Here is a 23451-nt window from a genome sequence, read left to right as displayed (position 1 = left end):
CCGGTTGGCGGCCCGGCTACATCTTGCCGATGGCCGCCGCCAGAATCGGGTCGTCCAGGATTTTCTTCGCGAATTTGATGTACTTGGCCACAATGGCTCTCACAGCCATTTGGAGGGCGTAGGGGCGAACCGGCTTTTCCAGCAAATAGGTGATTTCCGAGGCGACGCATACGTCCACCACTTCCTTGCTGGCCTCGCCGGAAATGACAATGGTATCTTCATAGGCCGCCGGGAATTTGTCCGTAATGGCGTCCAGGAACACAAATCCCATGCGGTCCCCTAAAAACACATCCAAAATAAATATGGCGACCCCTGCTTCCTCACTCCGGCAAAAGTCCGTGGCTTCATCCGGGTCCGTAAACGAGAACACATCCCCCCATGTGTAGAAACTTTCCACAATCTCTTTGAGAGTCATACACACGTCCGGGTCATCGTCCAGGATGATCACATTCAAACCATGAGACATTCGTTTTACCTCCGCACAGGCGAGCTTGGTTTGCTGCAAATAATCAGGTCACATCCTCTTAAGTACATGGTCTCATAGTTCATGGTTTCATGAAAAGGTTTTTTTGCGCTTGGCCTTGGGAGCATCCGCTCAAATTCCAGTTTATTACAGGTAATTTTTGTTATGCTGTGAACCCCTTGCTATGCACAGCGACCTGTCCGCCGGCCAATACCCCATAAACGTCCGTCATACTATGCTTTTAGCATGGAAAGGCCCCGGGACGCATTTTCGCGCCGGGGCGTTTGGGGTTACACGGGACGGCAAAAAGCAATCATGCGGCCTTGTTTAAAACTTATTGTTTAAGTCTGTTTAAACCTGTCTGTTTAAACCTTGATTACGTCAAAAATTTATGTATAATATAAGGCACTTATCCCGGTTTAAATTGAACGCCATTAATAACCCTGAGCAAAAACAAAAGGAGCAACTCATGAGAGTGAGGCTTATCCCAAGGTTTGCTTTGGCTATCGTTGCGGCGCTGTTGCTATGTAACAGTTCCGCCTTTGCCGGAACCATCTACGTTTTCAACGCCAACGAACCGGACGTCGCAAAGGGGCTGGCGGGAACATTCTTTGATGCAAGGTTTTATCTGGATCAGAATTCACAACCTATTGAAAGCACGCATGAATTGCTGCCGGGGCAGGGCACGGCGCTTTATGTGCCTGACGGGGCTTCCAGCGCTTTTCTTGACGTTCCCCCCGGCTTTTTCGCAACATACATCGACCCTTTTACCGGAGAAGCCTATCGCGGAATTGCCCCGTCTTCAACAGGCGTTGTGGGCGTGACCCCGGTCATGACCTACGCGGACAGCGACACCAATACGCTCAGAGTGACAAACACCATGTCGCCCACCGCTGATTTACAGGTGAATTTCATTCCTATTTCCGGGATTGACAGTATTTCCTATACGGCTTCTCTGGGGCCTTACGAGACCTTGCAACTGCATGCTCCGGAAGACTTTTTCGGATCCGCCGTCATGGACGGCGGGGGCCAACCCATCGCCGTGACCAATCAGTTCTCCGGGGAAGGGAACGCGGCGGTAGGCGGTTTCGCCACGGAGGCTCAGGAAGTCGCCATTCCGACCATTCCCCACGATACAAACGGATTCACCTCCAATATTTACGTTCAGAATTTGGGTTCGGATTCGACCGGCGTAACGGTAAACTATTACGGAGAGGACGGGACGTCGTTAGGGACAAGCAATTACGGCCTTTGCGGTAACCAGGGTTTTGTAACCTCGTCCTACTCATCGCCGCAAGGCGCCGCTCAGGCCGTAGTCACCAGCAGCGATCAACCCATCGCCGTTACGATAAAAAGCACCAATAACGACGGCGACGACGCTTTTGCTTTTCAGGGCGTCCCGGAATCGGATGCTTCCAAGCTGGTGTGTTTTCCAGGGGTTTTTAACGCATTCATGGGGGAAACTACGCTGATTTCCATCAGAAATTCAGGCGGTTCGGAGGCAGATGTCGATATAACAATTCGTAAGCAGGATGGATCCGTGGCGGTGTTTTGGGGGGAAACCATTCCGGCAGGAGGCAGCACGGTCGTCGATCTCAGCTCCATTGAAGAGTTGCCTAGCGGATTCGCCGGCATAGCCTTTATAGAGTCCGACCAGGACATCGTGTGCGTGGGAATAACCCGGGACGCCGATGGAAACAGTTTCGCCTACGAAGGCGGCCCCCTGACCAGCCGCAAGCGGGACGCCGTATCCACCCTGGTGTTTCCCGCCGTCTCTTCGAGTCCGTATGAGGCTATTGAAGAGTTGATTCAGGAATATGCCTCCAAGGATAATGATCTGGATTGCTTCATCCAAGCGCTGGGCGTGAAGTAGCCTTTTGCCTTTAGAATATTAACCCACCCCTTATTGCAACCCAAAACGCCCCCGGACGCATTTTGGCGCCGGGGGCGTTATAATTTCCGTTCAAAAAATCGGGGCGGCGGCTCAAGCGTCCGCCAAAAGCGCCTTGCGCTCTTCGTCAAAATCGGCGAACTCCAGGGCGCCTTTTCTCGGGCCGGGAATATTTCGCTTGCCCAAAGCAAGTTATTTTTGATATCGTACGGTATCGAACGAAATCCATCGTTCCTGTCTTCGCCTTGATTTCATTGCCATATTAAGGAGGGTTCTTCATGTTGATCCAACCTTTAAACATCCCCGGTAGACATTGCGCCAGCAGCGGCTTGCGCAACCTCGCTGCATTTCACGGATTAGGCTGGTCCGAGGCCATGTGTTTCGGATTAGGGGCCGGCCTCGGCGTCTGGTACATTAAAAGCAAAAGTCCGTCCCGCATGGTGCATGTGCGTTCCGCAGACATTGAGGAGCAGTTTTTCATTCGTATCGGCCAGCCCTTGCCGTGGGACAAGTTTAAAACCCCCGAAGAAAGCCATGAAGACCTGATCGCCAAATTAGGCTCCGGTCTGCCGGTCATTGTTCAGACGGATATATTTTATTTGCCGTATTACCAGTCCAGCACGCACTTTCCGGGACACATCATAACCGTCTGGGGTTATGATCCGGACAGGGAGGTGTTTTTAGTTACTGACACGGAACGCCCGGATTTGATTGAGGTGGCATACAGCGACATGGCAAAGGCCCGGTTCTGCAAGGACGTCTTTTTTGACATCAAGGGAAACTGCATGGCGCCTAAAATCCTTGCGGCTCCGGAAGACATGGGGCGAGCCGTGCGGGAAGCCATTGTTTTTAACAGCCGCGTGCTGATGGATCCGGCATGGAAGATGCAAGGTATGGAGGGATTAAAAACCTTTTTAAATGAGCTGGATCTCTGGGCTGGATTTGACGACTGGCAATGGGCGTTCCGGTTCGCCTATCAGGTGTTTGAGAAGCGTGGCACCGGGGGAGGGGGATTCCGGCTGATGTATAGGGACTTTCTGGATGAGTCGGCGCCCTATTTACCGGAAATTAACGACCTGGGGCTGCCCCAGCTTATGGGAGACGCCGCCCAGGCCTGGACGGATTTGGCCATGACTTGCAAAGAGGCGTCTGAAAAGGATGCGGCGGATGTCACGGACATTCGCAGGGATCTGGAAAATCTTCTTGCCGTAGAGACTGCTTACCATGAGACTGCTTTAAAGTTGGAAAAAGGAGCGTAAACGCGCGACAGTGAACGACCCGCCGGGCAGATTCTATAGGGCGGGCGAAAAATTCAGGCCTTGAAATCATTTTAGCGCATTCCCTTTTGGCGCAATTCATCAGGAGGAAATTGTGAATCAGCACCCGATTATACAAAAAGTTCTATCCGCCGGCAGAAAAGCATTAACGGAATCGGAGTCCAAAGCCTTGCTGGCTGAATACGGCGTTCCCGTGGTTGAGGAAAAAATTGCAGATTCGCCCGAAAAGGCGGGGGAGCTTGCTGAGGAGACTGGATTTCCCGTGGTTCTTAAAGGGCTGGGCGAAAGCCTTACCCATAAGTCGGAAATGGGGCTTGTGGCTGTCGGCCTGGCTGACAAAGACTCGGTCGCCGCTTCGGCCAGGGACATGAAGGGCAGGGCGGGCGATGCGCTGGAGGGTTTTCTGGTTCAACCTCTTGTTCGGGGGGACAGGGAGTTTGTGGCCGGACTTTTTACGGATCCCGTTTTCGGCCCGGTGGTCATGTTCGGGCTTGGGGGCGTTTTTACCGAAGCCCTGTCCGACGTGGTTTTTCGTTTGGCGCCCTGTTCGGAGAAGGATCTGGAGACCATGCCTGATGAAATCCAGGCTAAAAAGCTGTTGGGGGATTTTCGCGGGCAAGCGGCGGCTGACAAACAGGCCATCTTAAATGCTCTGGTCGGATTGTCCCGATTGGTGCAGGACAATCCCCAGGTGGCTGAGGTGGACGTCAACCCGCTTAAGATAGGGCCTGACGGGGCGGTCACGGCTGTTGACGCCTTGGTGGTTTTGCGAGAAGAGCAAAAAGAAGTCGCCCTTCCTCCCGCCATTGCACCCAGAGATGTGGCCCGGTTTTTCACGCCCAAATCCGTGGCATTGGTGGGCGCTTCCGGCACTGTGGGTAAATGGGGCTTTTCCATCGCCACATGCATTTTGGGCGGCGATTTTCCTGGGGATCTGTACTTGGTTAATTCCAAGGGCGGGGAAATTCTGGGTAGAAAGGTTTACAAAAGCGTGTCGGAAATCCCGGGGCCTGTAGACATGGCCTGCATCACCATCCCGGCCGCCCATGTAATGGGGCTTTTCCCTGAGTTTCAGGCCAAGGGCATCCGATATGCTCTCTTGATCACATCCGGGTTTGGGGAAACCGGACCGGAAGGCAAGATCCTGGAAAAAGAACTGGTCGCCAAGGCGCGGGAGCACGACATCATCATTCTCGGCCCCAATACCATGGGCCTGAACAATCCCCATAACACCTTTTATTGTACGGGAACCCACATTCGGCCCGAGCCGGGCGCCACCGCGTTTGTCTCCCAGTCCGGCAACATGGGCGGGCAGTTGATGGGTTTCGCCTTGGAGCAGGGCATCGGCTTGCGGGCCTTTTGCGGGTCGGGCAATGAAGCCATGATCTCCATTGAAGACAGTATGGAAGCCTTTGAAGTGGACGAACTCACCAGGACCGTGGTGTTGTATCTGGAAAGCGTCAAGAACGGACGCCGTTTTTACGAGAGCGCCCGGCGTTTAGGCAAAATCAAGCCGGTGATCGTCCTTAAAGGCGGCCGCACAGAAGCGGGCGGCAAGGCGGCTGCCAGCCACACGGGGGCCATGGCGTCCAACGTCAAGGTTTTCGACGCCGCATGCAAGCAGGCTGGCGTGGTCTCTGTGGAAAAGCCCATGGATTTGCTGGATCTTTCCGCCGTCTTTTCCGCGCTCCCGTTGCCAAAAGGAAAACGGACGGCCATCATGACCTTGGGCGGGGGCTGGGGAGTCGTCACCGCAGACCTTTGCAGCCGGTGGAATCTGGATGTCCCGCCTTTGTCGGACGACCTGGTCAAGACCATTGATAAAATCCTGCCGCCTTATTGGAGCCGGGCCAATCCCATCGACCTGGTAGGGGAAAACAATCCCCAGTTGTTTTTTGACGTAGCTCAGGAACTGGCTCATTGGGACGGCTGCGATGCAGTTTTGGTTTTGGGCATTGTCGGTAGAAAACTCGCCTTAAAGCGCTGGATAAGCAGCGCCTTGAAGACGGATCCCAACGCTGATAGAAAACAATTGGACGCCATGCACGACATGCTAAGCAATATGGAACACGATTTTTTCGTTCATCTGGCCAAACTCATGGACGAAACGCACAAGCCGTTTATCGGCGTCCGCATGGGAAGGTCGGAAGACAGCGGCACGGTGATTAAGGTTCCCGGCTGCAAGTACGAAGACGTATTTTTTGAAACTCCGGAGCGGGCGGTCAAGGCCCTTTCCGGCATGTGCGAGTACCGCGCCTTCCTGGATCGGGAAATAGGCGACTAAATAAAGTGCGTTAATTAAAGCGGGCGATGCGGCTTGTTTTGACTTAAGCCGCCGTCCGCTTTTTTTTATTATCTTTGCGAATCTTCGCCTCCCATTTCAGCATATTGAGGAATAAGCGTGCGTTTAATACAGCGTCCATGCCCTGCCTGCACGCGAATACGGCGTATACGTTTTTAGCCCTTGAGTTTGCGGCGAAGCTTCTGGCCAGCCAGGAGTGCAACTCGGGCTGGCTGTAAAGATAGCGGCTTCCCTGGCTTCTTCCTGAAAATCGTAGATAAGCCAATTGAGAGGTCAGCCTGCCGCGGCCTGAGTAATTCCTGATGCGAAAGGTGTCCGTGGCCGCAAAAGCTATATTTCTGGGCTTAAAAAATGCGATGGCTTGCGAAAACGCCTCCGGCCTTTGCCAACCGGTGTTCAGGAACTCCACGGCGCGGGCGAGGCCGCGTGTTTTGTCGTCCATCAAATCCAGGTACGCAAAGGACGATTCGTTTGGTTCGAACCATGGGGGAAAACGGCAGACTACTGCGCCAAGTTTTCCAGACTCCATGGCAGGACGCATGCCCGCCGTGAACATGTCAAATCCCATTTCCAGAATCTGCTTGGGAAACGCCTGAATTTGGCGTTTTTTCAGCAATTCCGCGTCCAGGTCTCTGGCGATGATGCCGGGAAGGTTTTTAGGTATGACGGGAAAACCGGTCAGCATTCCCGGAATCTGAAAATGAAAAACGAAGTGGTCCGGCGTCTGGTTCACCCAATGACTGACTATTTCCATGGTTGGGATTCGGAAAAAAGTAGAGGCTGTCTCCACAGTGGAAAAGCGGGACGCGTAATACTTAAGGAAATCCCTTTGCCCCAGGCCGGGGGGATAAAAGGCCCGTTCGCCTGCAAGGCTTGCATGTGTCCATCCTGCTGCGCCTACCCGTATCATGATTCATCAAAAGCCTATTCTTCGGTAAAAAAAGTGGCAGGAAATTCCCTGCCGGACTGCAAACAAATTGATTTAAAAAGGTCAACCGGGATACTTCAGGCTAAGTGGTAAAGTGGTCGATCAGGGTGATCTGATGTGAGAATACGCTTGGGTAACGAGCCGTAAGGTAGTGGGGTCCTTACGAGGCGCCTGAAGTTTCCCGGTTAATCGTTAGCGCGCCTGGGGGCGCGAATATTTCTTGCCAGTATGGAAACGCCGCGCAGGCCGAATCGGTTGACCACGCCCTCCACCACCAAAACGGTTTGGGACAGGACGATTTTGGCGCAGCGCTTGCCGACGTTTTCAAACACGGTCACGTCAAACAAGCCCCTGGCGTCCTCCAGGGTGATGAACATAACCCGTTTGCCGCTTTTGGTCGGCGGCGTATGAATGATGATGACCCTTCCGCAGGCTTTGACGTAGCGGCCGTCCTCGCACCACCTGATCCGGTCGCTTTCCATGCAGCCTTTTTCCCAGACTTCGGGCTCCACGGTTCTACACCTTTCGGATCAGCCCGGCCATTACGCCGAGCACGCGCACGTCGATAAAATCCTCTTCGGTGTAGCAAAAAGGCTTGTACCTAACGTTGGCGGGACGCAGTTCAATGCGGCTTCCGTCCCTGTGGAAATACTTGAGGGTAACCTCGTCATTCACCAAAGCGGCGACAATATCGCCGTTCCGGGGCGTGGCCGTGGGCTTGATGACCACATAGTCTCCGTCTTCTATATGGGCTTCGATCATGGAATCCCCTTCAACCCGTACGGAAAAAGCATCGGAGGAGCCGAAAAAAGCCCGGTCCACGTCCAGGGTGTCCATGACGTTTTCCACCGCAAGGATAGGCGCGCCTGCGGCGATGCGGCCCACCAAAGGGATTTTGCCTCCGGCGCCGGGCGGCGTCTTTAAAACCGTGATGCCCCGGTTTTTGCCCTTGGCCGACTGGATGTACCCTTTGTCTTTTAGGCCTTTCAGGTGAAAATGGGCCGTGTTGGGAGACTTGAACCCCAACTCGTCGCATAACTCCCGCACGGTGGGCGGATAACCGTGGTCAGCCGTGTATTCCATGATGAACTCAAAAACCAGGCTTTGTTTTTCCGTCAGGTCTTCCATGGAGATCCTTTATTTCATGCCGTCAAAGCGGTCGTTATGAAAAAGCATGGCGCCGCCGAACTGCAGGCTGGCCCTGGCCCTTTTGGCGGGGGGAAGGGGCGAAATCCCCTTGGAGGAAAAAGGCCGGCTTGTCATGGGCCTTGCTTTTTTTACCGCAAGGCCGAATTCCCGCCCGGCGTCGCCCACGCCGGACTCCAGAAGAAAGTTCCGCACCTCCCGCGCTACGAATCCGGCGACCACCATCAATATTATGGGAAGTATCCAATGCCTGTTTGCATTAAAAATCGTGATGAAAAGATCCATGACTTTGCTCCTTCGCTTTTTTGTCCAGGAGCGCGGCGGCGCCTGAACATATGTTCTATAGAGGGAGGTTATAGTACATATGTTCAGGTGTCAAGCCTTTTTCAGGAAAAATTTTAAATTATAATAAAATGCGGTTTTTTATCGCCCGAATAATCAACTGGCCCATGGATTCCTTGACCTCCGGCGTTTTTTCCAAAACCACCGGACGGTCCAGGCGGTAGAACCGGACCATGCGTTGGTTAAGGTAGCCTTCGGGAAAGGTGTCCAGGGGATTTTTCTTATGCATGGTGACGTAGGGCAGTTTGGGCAGCACAATGGGGCCTTCCCCGTCGGGCGGATTTTCCAACAGGGCCTCCCGGGCCAGCCTGGCTTTGTGGTGGTTCAACGTTTCTGGGATTAGGACCACTTGAAATGCGGCGTTCAGAATATGAAAGCCGAAAAACAGAATCAGGCATATGTTGGCGGCGGTTTTCATTTGAAACAGGGGTTTGCCTTTGACAAAAAAAAGGGATTCGCTGTTTTGCACCACGGCGATCATGGCCGGAACCGTCAGCAGGAAGATGAATAAAAATGGCGCGGTATAGGCCCGCGCGGCCAGCGGGGTTCCCATGGAAATGCGGCTGATGACGTTCATGATCAGCATGAGGCAAAAATTCATGAAGACGAGCAGCCCGAAAATCGCGGCGTTATTGGGAACAAAATCGTCTTTCTTTTTTCTGCGCCCCCAAATTCCCACGATCAGCCAGGCGATTAAAAAAGCCAGGACCGGAATCATATACAGCTTGGGTTTGGCAGTCTCCATCAGGGTGTTTATGAGCACCTGCCGGGCGTCTTGCCACAGGGGCAGGTCCGGCGCATTTATAAAGGCCCTTTTGTCTGCGACTCCGGGGGAAAGTGCGATTATCGCCAGCCCCGCTCCATGGAAGGCCAGGAACACGGCGTAGCACGCATACGGCATTTTGACTATTCGCCGGAAAATATACGCCGTGGTGCGCAACGCCTCTCCGGCAAATCCTCCCAGGTTCGGCGCTTTGGCGTCCGCCGCCTTGATCCCTAAAAACACCAGGCAAAGGCCAATGGCCATGGATCCGTATATTTCCTGGCATCCTGCGGCTAAAAACGAAAGCGCTCCCGCAAAAATCAGATTGCCTGCGCCGCCGCCCTTGGCGCAGCGATCCAAAAAAATCAAAACCAGGACGAAAAGGTAGAACGACGTCATATAAACCGACGGCCCCTGAATGCACAAAAGCACGTCCGCCTTGTAAGGAATTATCATGAGCACCATGGCCGTCTCCACGATGCACAGGCTCCAAAGCAGGCCTTTACGGACAACTCCGCCCTGGGCCTTGCTTCCCAAAAACCTTTTTTGCAGCAGATACAGGGCCCCGGCGATCAAAGCGCTTTGCACCAGCCCCAGAACCCTGTGCAGCGGGACCATGGTGTTGATTTTTTCCATCCAATACATGAGAAAAAACGAGACGAAACGGCCGTCCGACTCGTAATAATAATACTTGATAAAGCCCCAAACCCCATGATCCCTCATGAGCAGAATGTGCTTGAACTCGTCATCCACAAAATGATTGAAATATCCGTGAAATGCAACGATCGCGATGTACGCCAGACTAATCCAAAGCAGTATCTTGAGCCACGCGGTTTGAAACTCAAAAGCCCTGATGTCAGACCGCAACCCATTCGGCATTTCCACTCCACCCATCTAAAAATCTCCAACCTGGCAAGCGCTTAGGAATTACCATAGAAGCTATATGGAAAGATGATAGATAGGAATCGGAAAAACTGCAATGGAAAAACCCGGCCGGCCCCTTTTGCGGGCCGAGTCCGGGCTTTATGGTAGATGGCGACAAGGGTCCTTGATGAGAGTCCCCGCCACCCTAAAAATCTTGCAAGGCGGTTTCAGGAAGCTCCGTACTTCCTAAGGCGTCAGCAATCTAAAGAACGAAACGCGGGATTAGAACATTTCCAGCATCTTTTGCGGAACCTCGGGCTCGGACTTCACCGCTTCCCGGGCCAGTCTGGCTTTTCTTTGGGTTTCCGTCTCCACAAACAAATACACGCTCAGGCTGAAAATCACCAACGCCGCAAATAGCACGCCCATAATCAACATCCAAACCATCCGCGCCTCCTGCTCCTCATAAAAAATCCATGAAAGGCCCGCCGCATTTGAATGCAGCCGCAATAATATATCGGCCTGATTGGGCGGCGGCTTAAGTTTTTACAATTCGTTTACAAAAGATTTTCTTGACAGGAGGGCTTGTCGTGACGAAAATTGAATTTGAATTCAAATTCAAAAATCGCGGAGAGAACTCCGCAGAGGCTTAATAGAGGACGCTTTTAGCCATGACCGAACAAACCAAAGAAAACCGCATCCTGGACGCAGCCACCCTGGAAATCGCCGAAAACGGATACGCCAATGCAACCATGGCCCGCATCGCTAAAAGGGCCAATGTATCCAGCGGCTTGATTTATTTCTATTTTCCCAAAGGCAAGCTCCAGGTTCTTTTGTCCATAACCGTCCGCTTCTGGAAGATTTTGAACGACAGGCTGGAGACCCAGTTGGAAAGCATTTCCGACCCTGTCGCCAGAATCACCGAAGTGGCCCGGCTGGCGGAGTTCATGCTGGTCCGGGACAACAACCGGCTGTACCTGGCCAAAGTGCTCATCGAGGAATTGCCTCGCATGTTCATGATCAATGACGAGGAGCTTAAAGACACCCGGATGGAAATCACCATCCAGAACCGCAAGTTCATTCACACCATCGACTCCATCATCAAGGATGGACAGGATCAGGGAATATTTGACCGGGACCTGAACCCCAGCGCCGTGCGGCAGGTTTTGTACGGCGCCGTGGAAATGCTTTTGTACGGACTGTTCATCAAGGCCTCCCGGAACGAAGACCTGGGCTACGGCAAGGACGACGTCAAGCATACCCTGGACATGTTGATCTGGAAATTTTTATGCAAAACCCCGTAAGTCCTCCTTAAGGAAAAAGGAAGGGATATTATGGAAAAGACGCATATGACCAATCAGAACGCCTCCGGCCTCCACTCTCTGGGTTTGTGTCTGGGGGCCTCCACCATTACCATGGCTTCCATCATTCAAGGCGGCGGCGTTCCGTTTGAGGTGGAAAGAACCCTGGCATTGCCTCACGAAGGCAATCCCCGCAAGGCCCTGCTCAAAGCATTGGAGCAGTTCGACCTGAACGCTTACGACCGCATTACGGTCACGGGCAGGCGCCTGCGCAACCTTTTAAACCTGACTTCCATTCCCGAGCCCGAGGCCGTGGAAGCCGCTTATCAACTGTTTAAGCCCGAAGGCGAGCCCTGCCAGGCCGTTGTGTCCGCAGGCGGGGAAACCTTTATGGTTTACCAGCTTGGCAAGACCGGCCAGGTTTCCAATGTGCTCACCGGCAACAAGTGCGCTTCGGGCACGGGGGAATTTTTCTTGCAGCAGTTGCGGCGCATGAACGTAACGCTGGAGGAAGCCGCAACCTGGGCGGCCACGGAAACTCCGCACCATGTTTCGGGCCGTTGCAGCGTGTTTTGCAAGTCGGACTGCACCCACGCCACCAACAAGGGGATTCCCAAATCCCGGGTTACGGCGGGCCTGTGCCAGATGATGGCCAACAAGATTTTGGAGCTTCTTAAGAAAGTCGGCCGGGACCGGATTATGCTTACCGGCGGCACCTCCCAGAACCAGATGATGGTCCATTATCTGAAGCAGGAGATTAAGGACCTGGTCATTCCCGAGCACGCCTATTGCTATGAGGCCATCGGCGCGGCCCTGTGGGGCTTGGAAAACAAGACCCTGGCCTTTCCCGGCATGGACGGGCTTTTTAACGCCAACGCCGCCGTCATGGACATTTTGGAGCCCCTGGCCTCTTTTGAGGATCAGGTCCATTTTAAAACCATGACGACCGGCGAAGTGCAAAAGGGCGACGTATGCATTTTGGGCTTGGACGTGGGCTCCACCACCACCAAGGCCGTGCTGCTGCGCACTAAAGATAAGGCCATGCTGGCTTCCGTGTACCTGCGCACCAACGGCGATCCCGTGGGCGCTTCCCGCCAGTGCTATCAGGCCATTTTGGAGCAGGTGGAGGAAAAGGCTCCATCCGAGTCCATCTCCATTATCGGGCTGGGCGTTTGCGGCTCGGGCCGGCAGATCGCCGGGCTTCACGCCCTTACGGACGGGGTGATCAACGAAATCATCGCCCATGCTACGGCGGCCGTGCACTTTGACCCCAAGGTGGACACCATTTTTGAAATCGGCGGCCAGGACGCCAAATACACCTGGCTGACCAACGGCGTGCCTTCGGATTACGCCATGAACGAGGCTTGCAGCGCGGGCACGGGATCCTTTTTGGAGGAAGCGGCCTTTGAAACTCTGGGCGTGAAAATGGAGGACATCGCCGACATCGCCCTTCAGGGCCAGTCGCCTCCCAACTTTAACGACCAGTGCGCGGCGTTCATCTCCTCAGACATCAAAAACGCCATCCACGAAGGCATTCAGCACGAGGACATTGTGGCTGGCCTGACCTATTCCATTTGCATGAACTACTCCAACCGGGTCAAAGGCGCCCGGACCGTGGGAGAGCGCGTGTTCATGCAGGGCGGGGTCTGCTATAACCGAGCCGTGCCTTTGGCCATGGCCGCCCTGGTGGGCAAGCCTATTGTGGTGCCGCCCGAGCCCGGTTTGATGGGCGCTTTCGGCGTGGGTTTGGCTGTGCAGGAAAAAATCGAGCAGGGGCTCATGGCCCCTCAGACCTTTAACCTGAAAACCCTGGTCGCCCGGGACGTGGTCTATAAAACGCCTTTTATCTGCAAGGGCGGCAAGGAAAAATGCGACCGCAAATGCGAGATTGCGGTCATAGAAATTGAAGGCAAAAAATACCCCTTCGGCGGCGCGTGCAACCGGTATTACAACCTGCGCCGTGAAATCAAATACGAGATTGAAGAACTGGATCTGGTCCGCAAGCGCCAGGAGCTCATATTCCATAAGTACGGCGCTCCCCAGGGCGAGGCCAGGCAGGGAATTCAGAGAGGGACTGTGGGGATCAACCGCAGCTTTCTCACCAATACCTACTATCCCCTGTATTCCCATTTTTTCGCCAACCTGGGACTGGCCCCGGTTGTGCCGGACAAGCCCTCCCAGAAGGGTATCGACGCCAGAGAGGCGGCCTTTTGCTACCCCGGCGAATTGGCTCACGGATTTTTTCACACCATGATCCAAAACGATCCTGCGCCGGATTTTATCTTTCTGCCCCACTTCAAGGCGATTTCCATCACCAACGGTTTTAAAGCCTCCCAGGTCTGCCCCTTTGTCCAGGGAGAGCCCTTTTTTCTGGGCGCCACATTCGCCCGGGAAATCCAGGCCCTGGAGGCCAAAGGGACGCAAATGCTCACCCCCACCCTGGATTTTTCCAAAGGCGTTCACGCAGCGCGGAACGCCATGGTGGAAGCCGTCCACGCTGCGGGAATTCCCCGGAGCGAGGCCAGGGAAGCCTTTGACAAGGCCCTGGCCGTGCAGCAGGAGTGCATGGACGAAATGAAAGCCCTGGGCGCCAAGGCTCTGAAAGCCCTGGAAAACGATCCGGACAAAATCGCGGTGGCTTTGTTCGCGCGGCCGTACAACGGATTCGTGTCCGAGGCCCACATGGGAATCCCCCATAAAATCGCCTCAAGGGGCGTCATGGTCATCCCCTTTGATTTTCTGCCCCTGGAAAACGAACGCACCAAACGGCATATGTACTGGGGCATGGGCCAGCTCATCCTAAAAGCGGCCCGGTTTGCGGAAAAGCATCCCCAGTTGTTCGGGACATTCATCACAAACTTTTCCTGCGGCCCGGACTCCTTTGTGGTCGGATATTTCCGGGACATCATGGGGCGCAAGCCGTCCCTGACCCTGGAACTGGACAGCCACACGGCGGACGCCGGCCTGGAAACGCGCATCGAGGCATTTTTGGATATCGTGGCGTCGTACAGGCAGCTTTCCCGCCTGAAGACCATGGCAAAGCCCAAAAAACTTTTCACCCCGGCCTCCGTGGGCTTGGAGAAAAAAGGCCCCTACGTCATAACGTCCTCGGGAGAAAAACTGCCCTGGACGGACCCCAGAGTGACGGTTATGCTGCCATCCATGGGCAGGATTTCCAGCGAGGCCGCGGCGGCGGCCTTCCGGGGCATGGGGCTGAACGCCGTGGCCCATCCGCCCTCGGACGAACGCATTCTTAAGCTGGGCCGGGCCAACACCTCGTGCAAGGAGTGCCTGCCTTTGATTCTCACCACAGGCACCTTGCTCAGCTACCTGGAAAGGGAGAAGCGCGAGGACGAAATCCTCATTTATTTCATGCCCACGGCCTCGGGGCCGTGCCGGTTCGGCCAGTACCATATTTTTATGGAGGACCTGATTAAAAAGCGGGGAATCCCAGACGTGGCCTTGTTCTCCCTGACCGCGGAAAACGCGTATGCAGGCATGGGAGGCAATTTCCAGGTTTGGGCCTGGAGATCCCTGGTGACGGCCGACGTCATGGAGGACGTGCGCTCCATGCTTTTGGCTTGCGCCACAGACACGGATTACGCCATGGCGGTTTTCGAGGAGGAATGGACCAAAATCCTGGCGGCCCTGGAGACGCAGAGCTTCTTCCGGCTCAAAAGGCAAGCCCTGGCTTCGGCCAAAAGGCTTGGGGCCATCCCAAGAAAGACGGCGGCTGAAGACGTTCCCGTGGTTTCCCTGGTGGGGGAAATCTATGTGCGCCGCGACTCCCTTTCCCGCAGGAAGCTGACGGAGAACCTGGCCAAGCGGGGCATAGCCGTGCGTTGCTCCCCCATCGCTGAATGGATTATCTACTCCAACTATTTGGTGGAAAAAGGGCTTGTGGAGGCGCCGGTCGGCTTTAAGCAGAAAGTCATCCAATCCATTAAAAAACGCTTTTTGGCCCATAGCGAGAAGCGCATCAAGGAATGGCTGGCGACCAGCGGCCTGGTTCCCGACCATACCGTGGACATGGAAGGCATCATGAACTGCGGAGGCGCCTTTATTTCGGAAAACCTTACGGGGGAGGCCATCCTCACTGTGGGCAGCGCCCTGTACGAAGTGGGCTCCCATACCTGCGGGGCCATCGCAATCGGGCCCTTCGGGTGCATGCCCAACCGATTGAGCGAGTCCATTATGGCCCGGTCCATGACCAGGGAGCAGAAAATCAGACTGACTTCCGGCAACGGCAAGCTGACCCGCATTTTGTCAGACACGGAAACCCTGCCGTTTTTGGCCATAGAAAGCGACGGATCGCCTTTTCCACAGGTTATTGAGGCGAAATTGGAGGCCTTTTGCCTAAGGGCCTTGCGGCTTCACGATAAAATGGCTATGAACAGGGAGTTGCATTAACGCCGGGACTCTGCAAAATGCGGCGCAAAGGATCTCCCTATGAGATCAACTCAACTTGCGAGGATGACGTTCTCCCGTTGATTTGGAAAATCAATGAGGGCGAAAAACTATTTGGCGGCGAAACGGCCGCCCAAAGGGCTCCCTCCCCCTTGACGGGGGAGGGTTGGGGTGGGGGTGACATTTTATGCTTCTCGCGATAATCCCCCCCATCCTGTCCTTCCCCCGCCAGGGGGGAAGGGACGAAGACTCCTGGGCTTCCGTTTTAAGGCGGATCTGAGCTTGACGCCAAATCATCCGGTTTCAATCTGTTTTATTTTCGGAAGTTGAATAATTGATTTGTACAAAGAACGCACATGGCCCCGTTTCCGCGTTGTTATGAGAGTCCCGGATTCAACGAACAGGAAGAAGCCAAGTGACCGCACAAAACGCACCAATGGACTATCGAAAAAAGGGCTTGCTCGTCCTGGCGGGCATAGCCCTTTTTCTTATCCTGTTTACGGCCCTCGCGTCCTTTCTGGACCTGGACCGGAAGGTTACGGCCCTGTTTTATTCGCAGGAGCAGGGATTTTTTCTGGCTGAAAAACAGCCCTGGTTGTGGATGTACCACCAGGGGACGCTGCCCGGCGTGCTCTTTCTGGTGGGGGGCTTGTGCCTGTGGTTCGGCGGGTATTTTTATTCCGGCCTGATCAAATGGCGCAAATACATGCTGCTGGTCTTTTTGACCGGGGTGATTTCCAGCGGAGTCCTGATTAACGGCGTGCTCAAGCCCTATTGGGGCAGGCCAAGGCCTGTGGAGATCACGGAGTTCGGAGGCGAGTGGCAATACCACAACGTGTTCGATCCCGGCGATCCTGGCAAGGGGCAGAGTTTTCCCAGCGGACACGCCGCCATGGGCTTTGCTTTCGTGCCCTTGCTGTTTTTTCGGAAAAAATCCCGCGCGGCCTTTGCCGGGGGCGTGGCCAGCCTGGGCTTCGGCGTGTTGATGGGCGCCACAAGGGTGGTTCAGGGCGCTCATTTTTTGACTGACGTGACGTGGTCGGGCGGGATCAACTTGTTCGTAGCTGCGGCCCTGTATTTTTTCATCCTGAAAATTCCCGAAAAGGAAGAGCCCGACCCGGACCGGAAAGCCTCGGTCGTCAAAAAGCTGGTTTTCGCGACCATTTTCGTGATCCTGGCCTTTAGCGTGTCGTCCTCGTATTTCACCCGGCGTCCTATTTTTGAGACCTTCAAGAAGGATTTGACCATCAGGCCCTATGTGCAGGAATTGGTGGTGCACACGGATTTCGAGCCGGTGCATGTGGAAGCCCGCTATGCGCCCGGGGAGGCCAGCCGCCTTCTTGTGGATTCCAAGGGATTCGGCGTTCCCTCCCTGGACCTGGACGTGCATCCGGACTCCAGGCGGATTGGAAACGCCCAGCACATATATATTTCCATAGGCATCCACGGAAAATACGTGGAAATGAATCATTCCTTGACCGTTATCCTGCCCCAGAGCCTGGAAAACAGGGTTAAGGTGCGTTTTGAAACAGATGAAAAACCGCAATAAGCCGGCGATAAAACTCCGGCGTGCAAGGAAAGTTTGACAAGCTCCATGGATAATCAAAAGCAATGCATGGTTTCACGAAAAGCCGTGGCCCACGGATTTCAAATTCGTCATTTTCTCCGGGCCGCGCCTGAAGACGGCGTCCTTTCCGGCTGGGTTTTTCTTTACGGCGATGAAGACGCCAAATACAGCGGAAATTTTGACAATTACGTCACCGTAAAGATTAAAACCATCCTCGAGCACAACCCGTGCGTGTCCCCCTACCTGGATTTCTCCGAAGGTTCGGAATTCATTATAAACGAGAACAACGGACAGGTCATTCCCCTGCATGAAGAAGAAGAGCCTGCGGAGCCGGAGGCGCCTGCGCCCAAGCCGGAAGCGCTTGTCTTGGAGCAGGAGGAGTACCCCAAGGCGCCCGAGTCGGAAAAGGCCCCCTTTGCCCTGGAACAGGAAGATTACCCACGGCCGCCGGAGCCGCCTAAAGAGGAGAAGCCTCTCCCGCCCGGCGGGAAAAATCCTGAAAACCAGGAAGGTTTCGGCGAGGACTTCAAGCCCCGGAGGTCCAAAAAGCCCCGGGTCAACATCAATCCCCTGGTGTGGGCGACGCACTATCCCGTCTGGCCTGCCGTGACCGGGCTCAGCTTTATTCCGGCCGTTCTGATCATGACCCTTGTCTCCCAGTGGATAGGCGGCGCCCTCCTGGGTCTGTGCGTTCTGGGAACCGTATTTTATTGGATTTCAGTATATTCCCGGTTTCGCAACGCCCGGGTGTTGCCGGCCATCGTCATATCCGCATCCCCGCCCATGGCCGCCGTGACCATGGATCTGGAAAAAGGGCAAAGCAAGCGCCCTGCAGTCCGCATTCTCGAATTTCCGGCCACAAAAAAGGAACGGGAAAGCCTGAAAACCGGCCTGCGCCTGCCTGCCGCGGCCAAGCGGATTGAGCAAAAAGGAAAGGACGGCAAGCCTTATTGGGCGGATTTTTCCTTTGTGCTCATGAACTGCGCGGTCAGCGACAAAAAGGCTTTGTCCCAGTTGCTGCGCAGTTTTCCCGATCGCCAATGGGAGGAGTTGGAGTCCCGCATCGCCATGCTGCCTCCGCCGTACGAGCCGGGCTTGTACACCATGCCGGATAAATAGGTTTTGGCCCGAATCTTGTATATTCAAATTGTCGGACAGGATGGCCGGGAGGCCAGTCAGACCGGTTTTGCTTAAAATGCAACGGCCCCGTGCGTTTAAAATTGCCGGGAAGCCCGCGCTTGTTGTATTCTAAGCATGAAAGGGGGCGCTAAGCTCCCTTGCCGGACGAATGGAGGTCATGCTCTTAAAGGGCTGCTGAACCAGTCTCCTGCGCCGCATTGCCGATTCCGGGGCCTCGCCCCGCCGAATCTTCTCCTGCGCTCTCTCGCCTGAAAAACCAAGCCCTCTTTTAATCGCAATCCATGGATAAAGGACGCAGGCGCACCTGTGCCTGCCTGGCAATAACGGATTGGGAAAGGAGGATTCGCCATGAAATCAGACAAAACTTCATTGTTCCGGGACCTGGAGGAGCATTTTGTGGAAAGGGTCATGTACAATGCCGGCAAGGAGCATTTGCCGGACGGCCGCGTGATTTTTTCCCAGGGGGATCCTGCCGAACGGGCCTATTTCCTCATCAAGGGAACCGTCGAACTGACCATCGGGAGCGAGGGCCGTTTGGTGTACACCGCCGACAAACCCGGGGAGTTCATAGGATGGTCCAGCCTCACGGGCGGGGACGTGTATTCCGCCACAGCCACCACAGTGGGCAACACCCGGCTGCTTTCCATCAAACGGGAGGATTTATACGAGGCCATGGAACGGTATCCGGCCTCGGGCATGATCATCTACGAGCGTTTGGCGGCCATTCTGGGATCTCGGTTGATCCGGATTTACCAGACCATGTCCGAAAGCTACGGGGATTTTCCGCTGCCCATGGACAAGGACCAGCCCTTGCATTTCATCGCCGCGGAGGCGTGATCCAGAAGGCTAAGGGGACAAAGAAAAAACTTCGCTGACTGAATGATAAGCAGGGCGTCCAAAACGGGCGCCCTTTTTTTTATTGGTAAATCTTCCCGGAGGAAGAATTTGATTTCACGTTCCTAAATGCTTCCATACCAAATTGCTTTCAAACAAGTAATCATATCCTTGGGAAAACCCAAAGAGGACACTGGGTCCCGGCTTGCGGGACGGTCTTCAAAAGCAGACCGTCCCTTGCCGGGATGACGAACTTTTTGGGTTGGCGAAAGTGCAGAGAACGCTTGAAGCCCTTCTGTCAGGGTAAAAGAGCATCCAAGGCCCTATGGCTGCTATAGCCTCCGTTCTCCGTCATCCCCGTGAAGGGAGGCGGCGGGATGATTGCGTTTTTTGCAATCATCATGACGCACTCCCGGAAACGGGGACCCAGTGTCTTTGCGGAATGGCGGTTGGGTATGGAATAAAGGCCATGAAAGCGAATGAACAAATTACTCGAATGACTGCGACTTGGTATCATTCTTGATTTTTATTCTGTATAAGTTGTACGCTTTTTGCGAAAAAGTGAATTGACGGTTTTTCGAGGGAGGATTCCGGCCTTTGGTTCAGCCAAACTTTTCCCCAACAATTCCAAATTTTCCGTTGACAGGCCGGGATGCTTGGCGTATAAGGCTTCTCACGCTCCACTTCGGGCGGGCTCGCGATCGTATAGATTTGCAGGCTTTTTGACAGCCTTTCAAGGCGCGTGTTAATTGAAAGGCGGTCCTTCTTCCCCAGTAGCTCAGTTGGCAGAGCAAGTGGCTGTTAACCACTGGGTCCGCGGTTCGAGTCCGTGCTGGGGAGCCAAAAAACAACACCCGGTCCTTTTGGGCCGGGTTTTTTTATTGCCTGGCCCCTCTTTTTCCTATGAAGTCCTAATAAAGAGCTTTTGTTCGGTAGTTAGTGGATTATGCAGGATGTCCCCAAAAACTTGTCCGTTCTCAAAAATTTGTCACTCCAGAATTAGAGAATTAGTTTGTAACTCAAAAACTTTCGGGATTGGAAGTAATGTTTTGAAATCAATTAATTACGTTGGAACATAGGACCTGTCTATATACCAGAGCCGAGAGTCATGGTCCCTTCCGCCCCTGGCGGAGGATGGACAGGATGGGGGGCGCACAGGAATACTAAATAATAGTAAGCGTCCAATGAACCACCCGGCAGAGGTAAGAATCAATCGTTGGTGAGGTTAAAATCGGGGGTTGGCAGGAGCGATAGGTAATCTTCCCAAGAGGTCGCCAAGGGGAGGGTATTGTCCACGGCATTGTCAGATTAAGTCGTAGCTACTTCAGGTTACTTCACTTCACATTGCAGGATTTCCGCGATGAGGATGGCCTCGGCAGTTTTCCGCATGCTATTGCATGTCTCCAGGCTTTTTTCCTGAATCCAGTGGAAAGCCTTGTCGCGGGAAAGCCCCTTTTTTTTCATGATAATGTTTTTCGCCTGTTCAATTATTTTTCGGGTTTTCAACTCCTCTTTTATGAGACGAGCACGAACCATGTGCTCCGCTTTTGTAAAGGCGCTTGTCGCCTGACAAGCTACACCTTTTAATAAGGATATGTCGGCCTCCGTGAAGTCACGCTCTTCACGGGTATAGCAATTCACCACCCCCACAACTTCATTTTGTCCGGTCAGCATCGGTATGCTGAGCATGGACATAAGAGAAAGCCTTACCGCCATCTCTCTCTCCTTGAACCGAGGTTCCTCCAATAGTTTTCTAATTGCCATGAGGTCCTTGGTCGCAGCCACATGCCCCACAACCCCTTCATTTATGGACAGGGTTGGTTTCTTAATACAGGTTCGATCAATAGATTGGGTCGCCGCAAGCCGCAAGACCCTATCACTTGGTTCGTGAAAAAGCCACAAGGAACAAATGTCGACACCAGTGACTTTAACCGCGGCAAAAGCAATGAGTTTCAAAATGTCATCAAGAAAAAAGTCGGCTGCAATATTGCGGCTTATCTCGTCCAAGGTTTTGCTGAAGTAATCACTTGTCCCAGGATTGACTTTTTCCATATCTATTGATGTTAACATGGCTTTGAGGGAGTCATCAAATTAGTCTGAAATAATGAACGTCTTCATAGCCCGTCACTCCTTCATCCAGATATTCATGAATCAGTTCTTCAAGAGTATCGTAGCCGCTCCCAAAGTATCTTAGTTTTGAGAAAAAAGGTCGTTCCTTTTCCATATTAACAATAATGGCGAAATGTTTCGGAAAAACGGGGTCTCCCAATACCATTAGGTATTTTTCCCTATTATTGGAAATTTTATACCCAGGCGTGATATCCGTCTTATTAATTTCGACAAAATTGATTTTTAAAAGCTCCGCGGCATAACACTCGTCAATATCCTGCATCGATAAAAAGTCGTCCGCCTCACAACAGCCTAAAACATACAGCGCAACGCTGAAAGAACTAATCTGATCATAAATCGGATTCTCTCTTGCGGACATATTTTCAACTTCATCCATCCGCTCCATCATAAGCACAGAATCGATATCCAGCCCATTTGTTGTTTCAGCCGCATAATGCCCATCTTGAAAATAATAATTCATGGCCAACCTCCTTTTCCAACACATTCGTGCATAGTAGCTGCCAGAATCAATTTTGTAATTCTGGCAGCCCCTATTGCGTTATTTTCTATAGGCTCAGCGCTTTATTTACGATTTTCTCGCAACAATGCATCAAATCCAACCACGAAGTTTCATGGCTTCAACTACGCGCTCAACAGCGACTACATAGGCTGCCTTGCGCATATTGATGGCGAATTTTTTGGAGGTATCCAATACGGATTTATACGCCACCGTCATTTTGTCATCCAAACGATGGCGAACAGTTTCCTCACCCCAATTGTACATGTAGGCGTTTTGCACCATTTCGAAATAGGAAACCGTAACCCCGCCCGCGTTGCACAGAAAATCCGGTATTACGTGGACCCCTTTTTCATACAGGATTTCATCCGCTTCCGGAGTCGTGGGGCCGTTAGCCAGTTCGGCAACGATTTTTGCCTTGACATTCGGGGCGTTTTTCTCGGTGATGGCGTTTTCCAGCGCCGAAGGGATCAGAATGTCCACATCCAGTTCCAACAAATCGTCGTTGGAAATGTTTTCCGTATTTGGGCAATCGACGACTGAGGATGTGTCTTCTTTGAAGGTGCATACCCCTTCCTGATCGATGCCATCCTTGCAATACACAGCGCCCTTGCTGTCGCTGACGGCGACAATTTTACAGCCAAAAAGATCCCGGGCCAGGCTTGCCGCAAAATTTCCTGCGTTTCCGAAGCCCTGCACGGCAACGGTAGCCCCTTTAAGATCCAGGCCTAACTCCCTCGCTGCCTCGCGAATGGTATACATTCCTCCTCGGGCAGTTGCATCTCCCCTTCCCAAGGATCCCCCCAGGTTAATCGGTTTGCCGGTTATGACGCCGAATTGGTTCCGGCCGATGATCGTGGAGTACTCATCCATCATCCAGGCCATTACCGCCGGTGTTGTATAAACATCGGGCGCAGGGATATCTTTTTCCGGCCCGATTATCTGGTAGATCGCCCTGACGTAGGCGCGGCTTAAGCGTTCCAGCTCGGATTGAGACATTTCTTTTGCATTGCACACCACCCCACCTTTTCCACCGCCGAGAGGGAGGTCCAGGAGTGCGCATTTCCAGGTCATCCACGCCGCAAGGGCGCGCACGGTATCAATGGTTTCGTCGGGATGAAAGCGAAGCCCCCCTTTTGTTGGCCCCCTTGAATTATTGTACTGCACCCTGAAACCCTGGAACACCTTTATGGAGCCATCATCCATACGCACCGGCATGGATACGTGGGCTTCAAACATGGGGTTGCGGAGAAGATCATGCACATGGGGTTCCAGCCCAAGAATTTCCGCACAGTCAGCAATTTGTTTTCGTGCAATTTCAAAAGGGTTTTGGCTCGACATCCGGTTGCCTCCTTTTTTAGGTTGAGGTTGATACATTGTTCCAAATCCTTTCCAGCATAACCGGCCCTTATTGGAGCAAGGGGCGTACCAACTCCGGCGACGGAGCGGCAATATCTTATAATGGATTGTATTTATTATATTAAGGTAATAGTTAGATAGTGCTCTCTGCAAGGAAGGGAAGGCGTAAAGGCAAAATAATTGTGCAATACTTGAACAGCGCTGGTTGTCTTTTGAACTCATCCTACTGGAGGACGGAGCC

The 23451-nt window shown here is 53.4% G+C and carries 18 protein-coding genes and 1 tRNA gene; 9 read left to right on the top strand and 10 right to left on the bottom strand.

Features of this window, described 5'->3' with window-relative positions; all coding sequences use genetic code 11:
- Positions 1-16 precede the first annotated feature (16 nt).
- Entirely contained in the window at positions 17-466 is a 450-nt protein-coding gene (locus G491_RS0104190) for a response regulator (RefSeq protein ID WP_015947442.1), read from the bottom strand.
- 466 nt (positions 467-932) lie between these two features.
- On the opposite strand from G491_RS0104190, the gene G491_RS0104185 reads away from it, so the two are divergent.
- The 3 genes from G491_RS0104185 to G491_RS0104175 all read left to right on the top strand — a co-directional run bounded on the left by G491_RS0104185 (position 933) and on the right by G491_RS0104175 (position 5915).
- Entirely contained in the window at positions 933-2336 is a 1404-nt protein-coding gene (locus G491_RS0104185) for a DUF5719 family protein (protein ID WP_028313692.1), read from the top strand.
- A gap of 296 nt (positions 2337-2632) precedes the next feature.
- Positions 2633-3613, top strand: coding sequence for a BtrH N-terminal domain-containing protein (locus G491_RS29370; protein ID WP_015947440.1), 981 nt, complete (start codon positions 2633-2635; stop codon positions 3611-3613).
- 112 nt (positions 3614-3725) lie between these two features.
- The gene (locus G491_RS0104175) at positions 3726-5915 is read left to right on the top strand and encodes an acetate--CoA ligase family protein (RefSeq protein WP_028313691.1); all 2190 of its coding nucleotides are present in this window, start codon (positions 3726-3728) and stop codon (positions 5913-5915) included.
- Positions 5916-5958: 43 nt separating this feature from the next.
- Here G491_RS0104175 and G491_RS0104170 read toward each other — a convergent pair whose 3' ends face one another.
- The 6 genes from G491_RS0104170 to G491_RS35290 all read right to left on the bottom strand — a co-directional run bounded on the left by G491_RS0104170 (position 5959) and on the right by G491_RS35290 (position 10423).
- Positions 5959-6843, bottom strand: a complete 885-nt coding sequence (locus G491_RS0104170) for a DUF72 domain-containing protein (RefSeq protein ID WP_084511291.1) — start codon at positions 6841-6843, stop codon at positions 5959-5961.
- A gap of 203 nt (positions 6844-7046) precedes the next feature.
- Complete coding sequence (locus G491_RS0104165; protein ID WP_028313689.1) at positions 7047-7373, bottom strand: OB-fold nucleic acid binding domain-containing protein; 327 nt, start codon at positions 7371-7373, stop codon at positions 7047-7049.
- 4 nt (positions 7374-7377) lie between these two features.
- A complete protein-coding gene (lexA, locus tag G491_RS0104160) occupies positions 7378-7989 on the bottom strand; it encodes a transcriptional repressor LexA (protein WP_015947436.1) in 612 nt (203 codons plus the stop codon).
- 9 nt (positions 7990-7998) lie between these two features.
- Positions 7999-8292 carry a hypothetical protein gene (locus G491_RS0104155; RefSeq protein WP_028313688.1) on the bottom strand — a complete coding sequence of 98 codons (294 nt, stop codon included), beginning with the start codon at positions 8290-8292 and terminating at the stop codon, positions 7999-8001.
- 118 nt (positions 8293-8410) lie between these two features.
- A complete protein-coding gene (locus G491_RS0104150) occupies positions 8411-10006 on the bottom strand; it encodes a hypothetical protein (protein ID WP_028313687.1) in 1596 nt (531 codons plus the stop codon).
- Between the two features lie 252 nt (positions 10007-10258).
- The gene (locus tag G491_RS35290) at positions 10259-10423 is read right to left on the bottom strand and encodes a hypothetical protein (protein WP_015947433.1); all 165 of its coding nucleotides are present in this window, start codon (positions 10421-10423) and stop codon (positions 10259-10261) included.
- 224 nt (positions 10424-10647) lie between these two features.
- Between G491_RS35290 and G491_RS0104140 the strand changes: the two genes are divergently transcribed.
- From G491_RS0104140 to G491_RS0104115, 6 genes are all read left to right on the top strand, one after another.
- Positions 10648-11280 (top strand): TetR/AcrR family transcriptional regulator, encoded by a 633-nt coding sequence (locus tag G491_RS0104140; RefSeq protein WP_028313686.1) that lies wholly within the window; start codon positions 10648-10650, stop codon positions 11278-11280.
- A 30-nt stretch (positions 11281-11310) separates the two neighbouring features.
- Entirely contained in the window at positions 11311-15687 is a 4377-nt protein-coding gene (locus tag G491_RS0104135; RefSeq protein WP_084511289.1) for an acyl-CoA dehydratase activase, read from the top strand.
- A 412-nt stretch (positions 15688-16099) separates the two neighbouring features.
- On the top strand, positions 16100-17233 hold the full coding sequence (locus tag G491_RS0104130) for a phosphatase PAP2 family protein (RefSeq protein WP_169829384.1): 1134 nt from the start codon (positions 16100-16102) through the stop codon (positions 17231-17233).
- Between the two features lie 45 nt (positions 17234-17278).
- Positions 17279-18370, top strand: coding sequence for an immunity protein Imm33 domain-containing protein (locus tag G491_RS0104125; protein WP_028313683.1), 1092 nt, complete (start codon positions 17279-17281; stop codon positions 18368-18370).
- Positions 18371-18739: 369 nt separating this feature from the next.
- On the top strand, positions 18740-19228 hold the full coding sequence (locus G491_RS0104120; RefSeq protein WP_015947428.1) for a Crp/Fnr family transcriptional regulator: 489 nt from the start codon (positions 18740-18742) through the stop codon (positions 19226-19228).
- Between the two features lie 764 nt (positions 19229-19992).
- Positions 19993-20068: transfer RNA gene (locus G491_RS0104115), tRNA-Asn, on the top strand.
- 486 nt (positions 20069-20554) lie between these two features.
- On the opposite strand, the gene G491_RS0104110 is transcribed toward G491_RS0104115, so the two are convergent.
- From G491_RS0104110 to G491_RS0104100, 3 genes are all read right to left on the bottom strand, one after another.
- Positions 20555-21277, bottom strand: a complete 723-nt coding sequence (locus tag G491_RS0104110; RefSeq protein ID WP_028313682.1) for a GAF and ANTAR domain-containing protein — start codon at positions 21275-21277, stop codon at positions 20555-20557.
- A gap of 34 nt (positions 21278-21311) precedes the next feature.
- Positions 21312-21815: a hypothetical protein gene (locus G491_RS0104105; protein ID WP_028313681.1), complete on the bottom strand. Its 504-nt coding sequence runs from the start codon at positions 21813-21815 to the stop codon at positions 21312-21314.
- 129 nt (positions 21816-21944) lie between these two features.
- Positions 21945-23432, bottom strand: a complete 1488-nt coding sequence (locus G491_RS0104100) for a Glu/Leu/Phe/Val family dehydrogenase (RefSeq protein ID WP_211239131.1) — start codon at positions 23430-23432, stop codon at positions 21945-21947.
- Positions 23433-23451: the final 19 nt, after the last annotated feature.

The sequence above is a fragment of the Desulfatibacillum aliphaticivorans DSM 15576 genome (assembly GCF_000429905.1).
Classification (GTDB): domain Bacteria; phylum Desulfobacterota; class Desulfobacteria; order Desulfobacterales; family Desulfatibacillaceae; genus Desulfatibacillum; species Desulfatibacillum aliphaticivorans.
Note: the sequence above shows the minus strand (reverse complement) of the source record. Positions and strands in the feature narration are given on the sequence as shown.

Excerpts from the sequence above, each read along its gene's own strand:
- G491_RS0104190 (WP_015947442.1), bottom strand. The coding sequence starts at position 466 with ATGTCTCATGGTTTGAATGTGATCATCCTGGACGATGACCCGGACGTG.
- G491_RS0104185 (WP_028313692.1), top strand. The coding sequence starts at position 933 with ATGAGAGTGAGGCTTATCCCAAGGTTTGCTTTGGCTATCGTTGCGGCG.
- G491_RS29370 (WP_015947440.1), top strand. The coding sequence starts at position 2,633 with ATGTTGATCCAACCTTTAAACATCCCCGGTAGACATTGCGCCAGCAGC.
- G491_RS0104170 (WP_084511291.1), bottom strand. The coding sequence starts at position 6,843 with ATGATACGGGTAGGCGCAGCAGGATGGACACATGCAAGCCTTGCAGGC.
- lexA (WP_015947436.1), bottom strand. The coding sequence starts at position 7,989 with ATGGAAGACCTGACGGAAAAACAAAGCCTGGTTTTTGAGTTCATCATG.
- G491_RS0104155 (WP_028313688.1), bottom strand. The coding sequence starts at position 8,292 with ATGGATCTTTTCATCACGATTTTTAATGCAAACAGGCATTGGATACTT.
- G491_RS0104150 (WP_028313687.1), bottom strand. The coding sequence starts at position 10,006 with ATGGGTGGAGTGGAAATGCCGAATGGGTTGCGGTCTGACATCAGGGCT.
- G491_RS35290 (WP_015947433.1), bottom strand. The coding sequence starts at position 10,423 with ATGGTTTGGATGTTGATTATGGGCGTGCTATTTGCGGCGTTGGTGATT.
- G491_RS0104140 (WP_028313686.1), top strand. The coding sequence starts at position 10,648 with ATGACCGAACAAACCAAAGAAAACCGCATCCTGGACGCAGCCACCCTG.
- G491_RS0104135 (WP_084511289.1), top strand. The coding sequence starts at position 11,311 with ATGGAAAAGACGCATATGACCAATCAGAACGCCTCCGGCCTCCACTCT.
- G491_RS0104125 (WP_028313683.1), top strand. The coding sequence starts at position 17,279 with ATGGATAATCAAAAGCAATGCATGGTTTCACGAAAAGCCGTGGCCCAC.
- G491_RS0104120 (WP_015947428.1), top strand. The coding sequence starts at position 18,740 with ATGAAATCAGACAAAACTTCATTGTTCCGGGACCTGGAGGAGCATTTT.
- G491_RS0104110 (WP_028313682.1), bottom strand. The coding sequence starts at position 21,277 with ATGGAAAAAGTCAATCCTGGGACAAGTGATTACTTCAGCAAAACCTTG.
- G491_RS0104105 (WP_028313681.1), bottom strand. The coding sequence starts at position 21,815 with ATGAATTATTATTTTCAAGATGGGCATTATGCGGCTGAAACAACAAAT.
- G491_RS0104100 (WP_211239131.1), bottom strand. The coding sequence starts at position 23,432 with ATGAGTTCAAAAGACAACCAGCGCTGTTCAAGTATTGCACAATTATTT.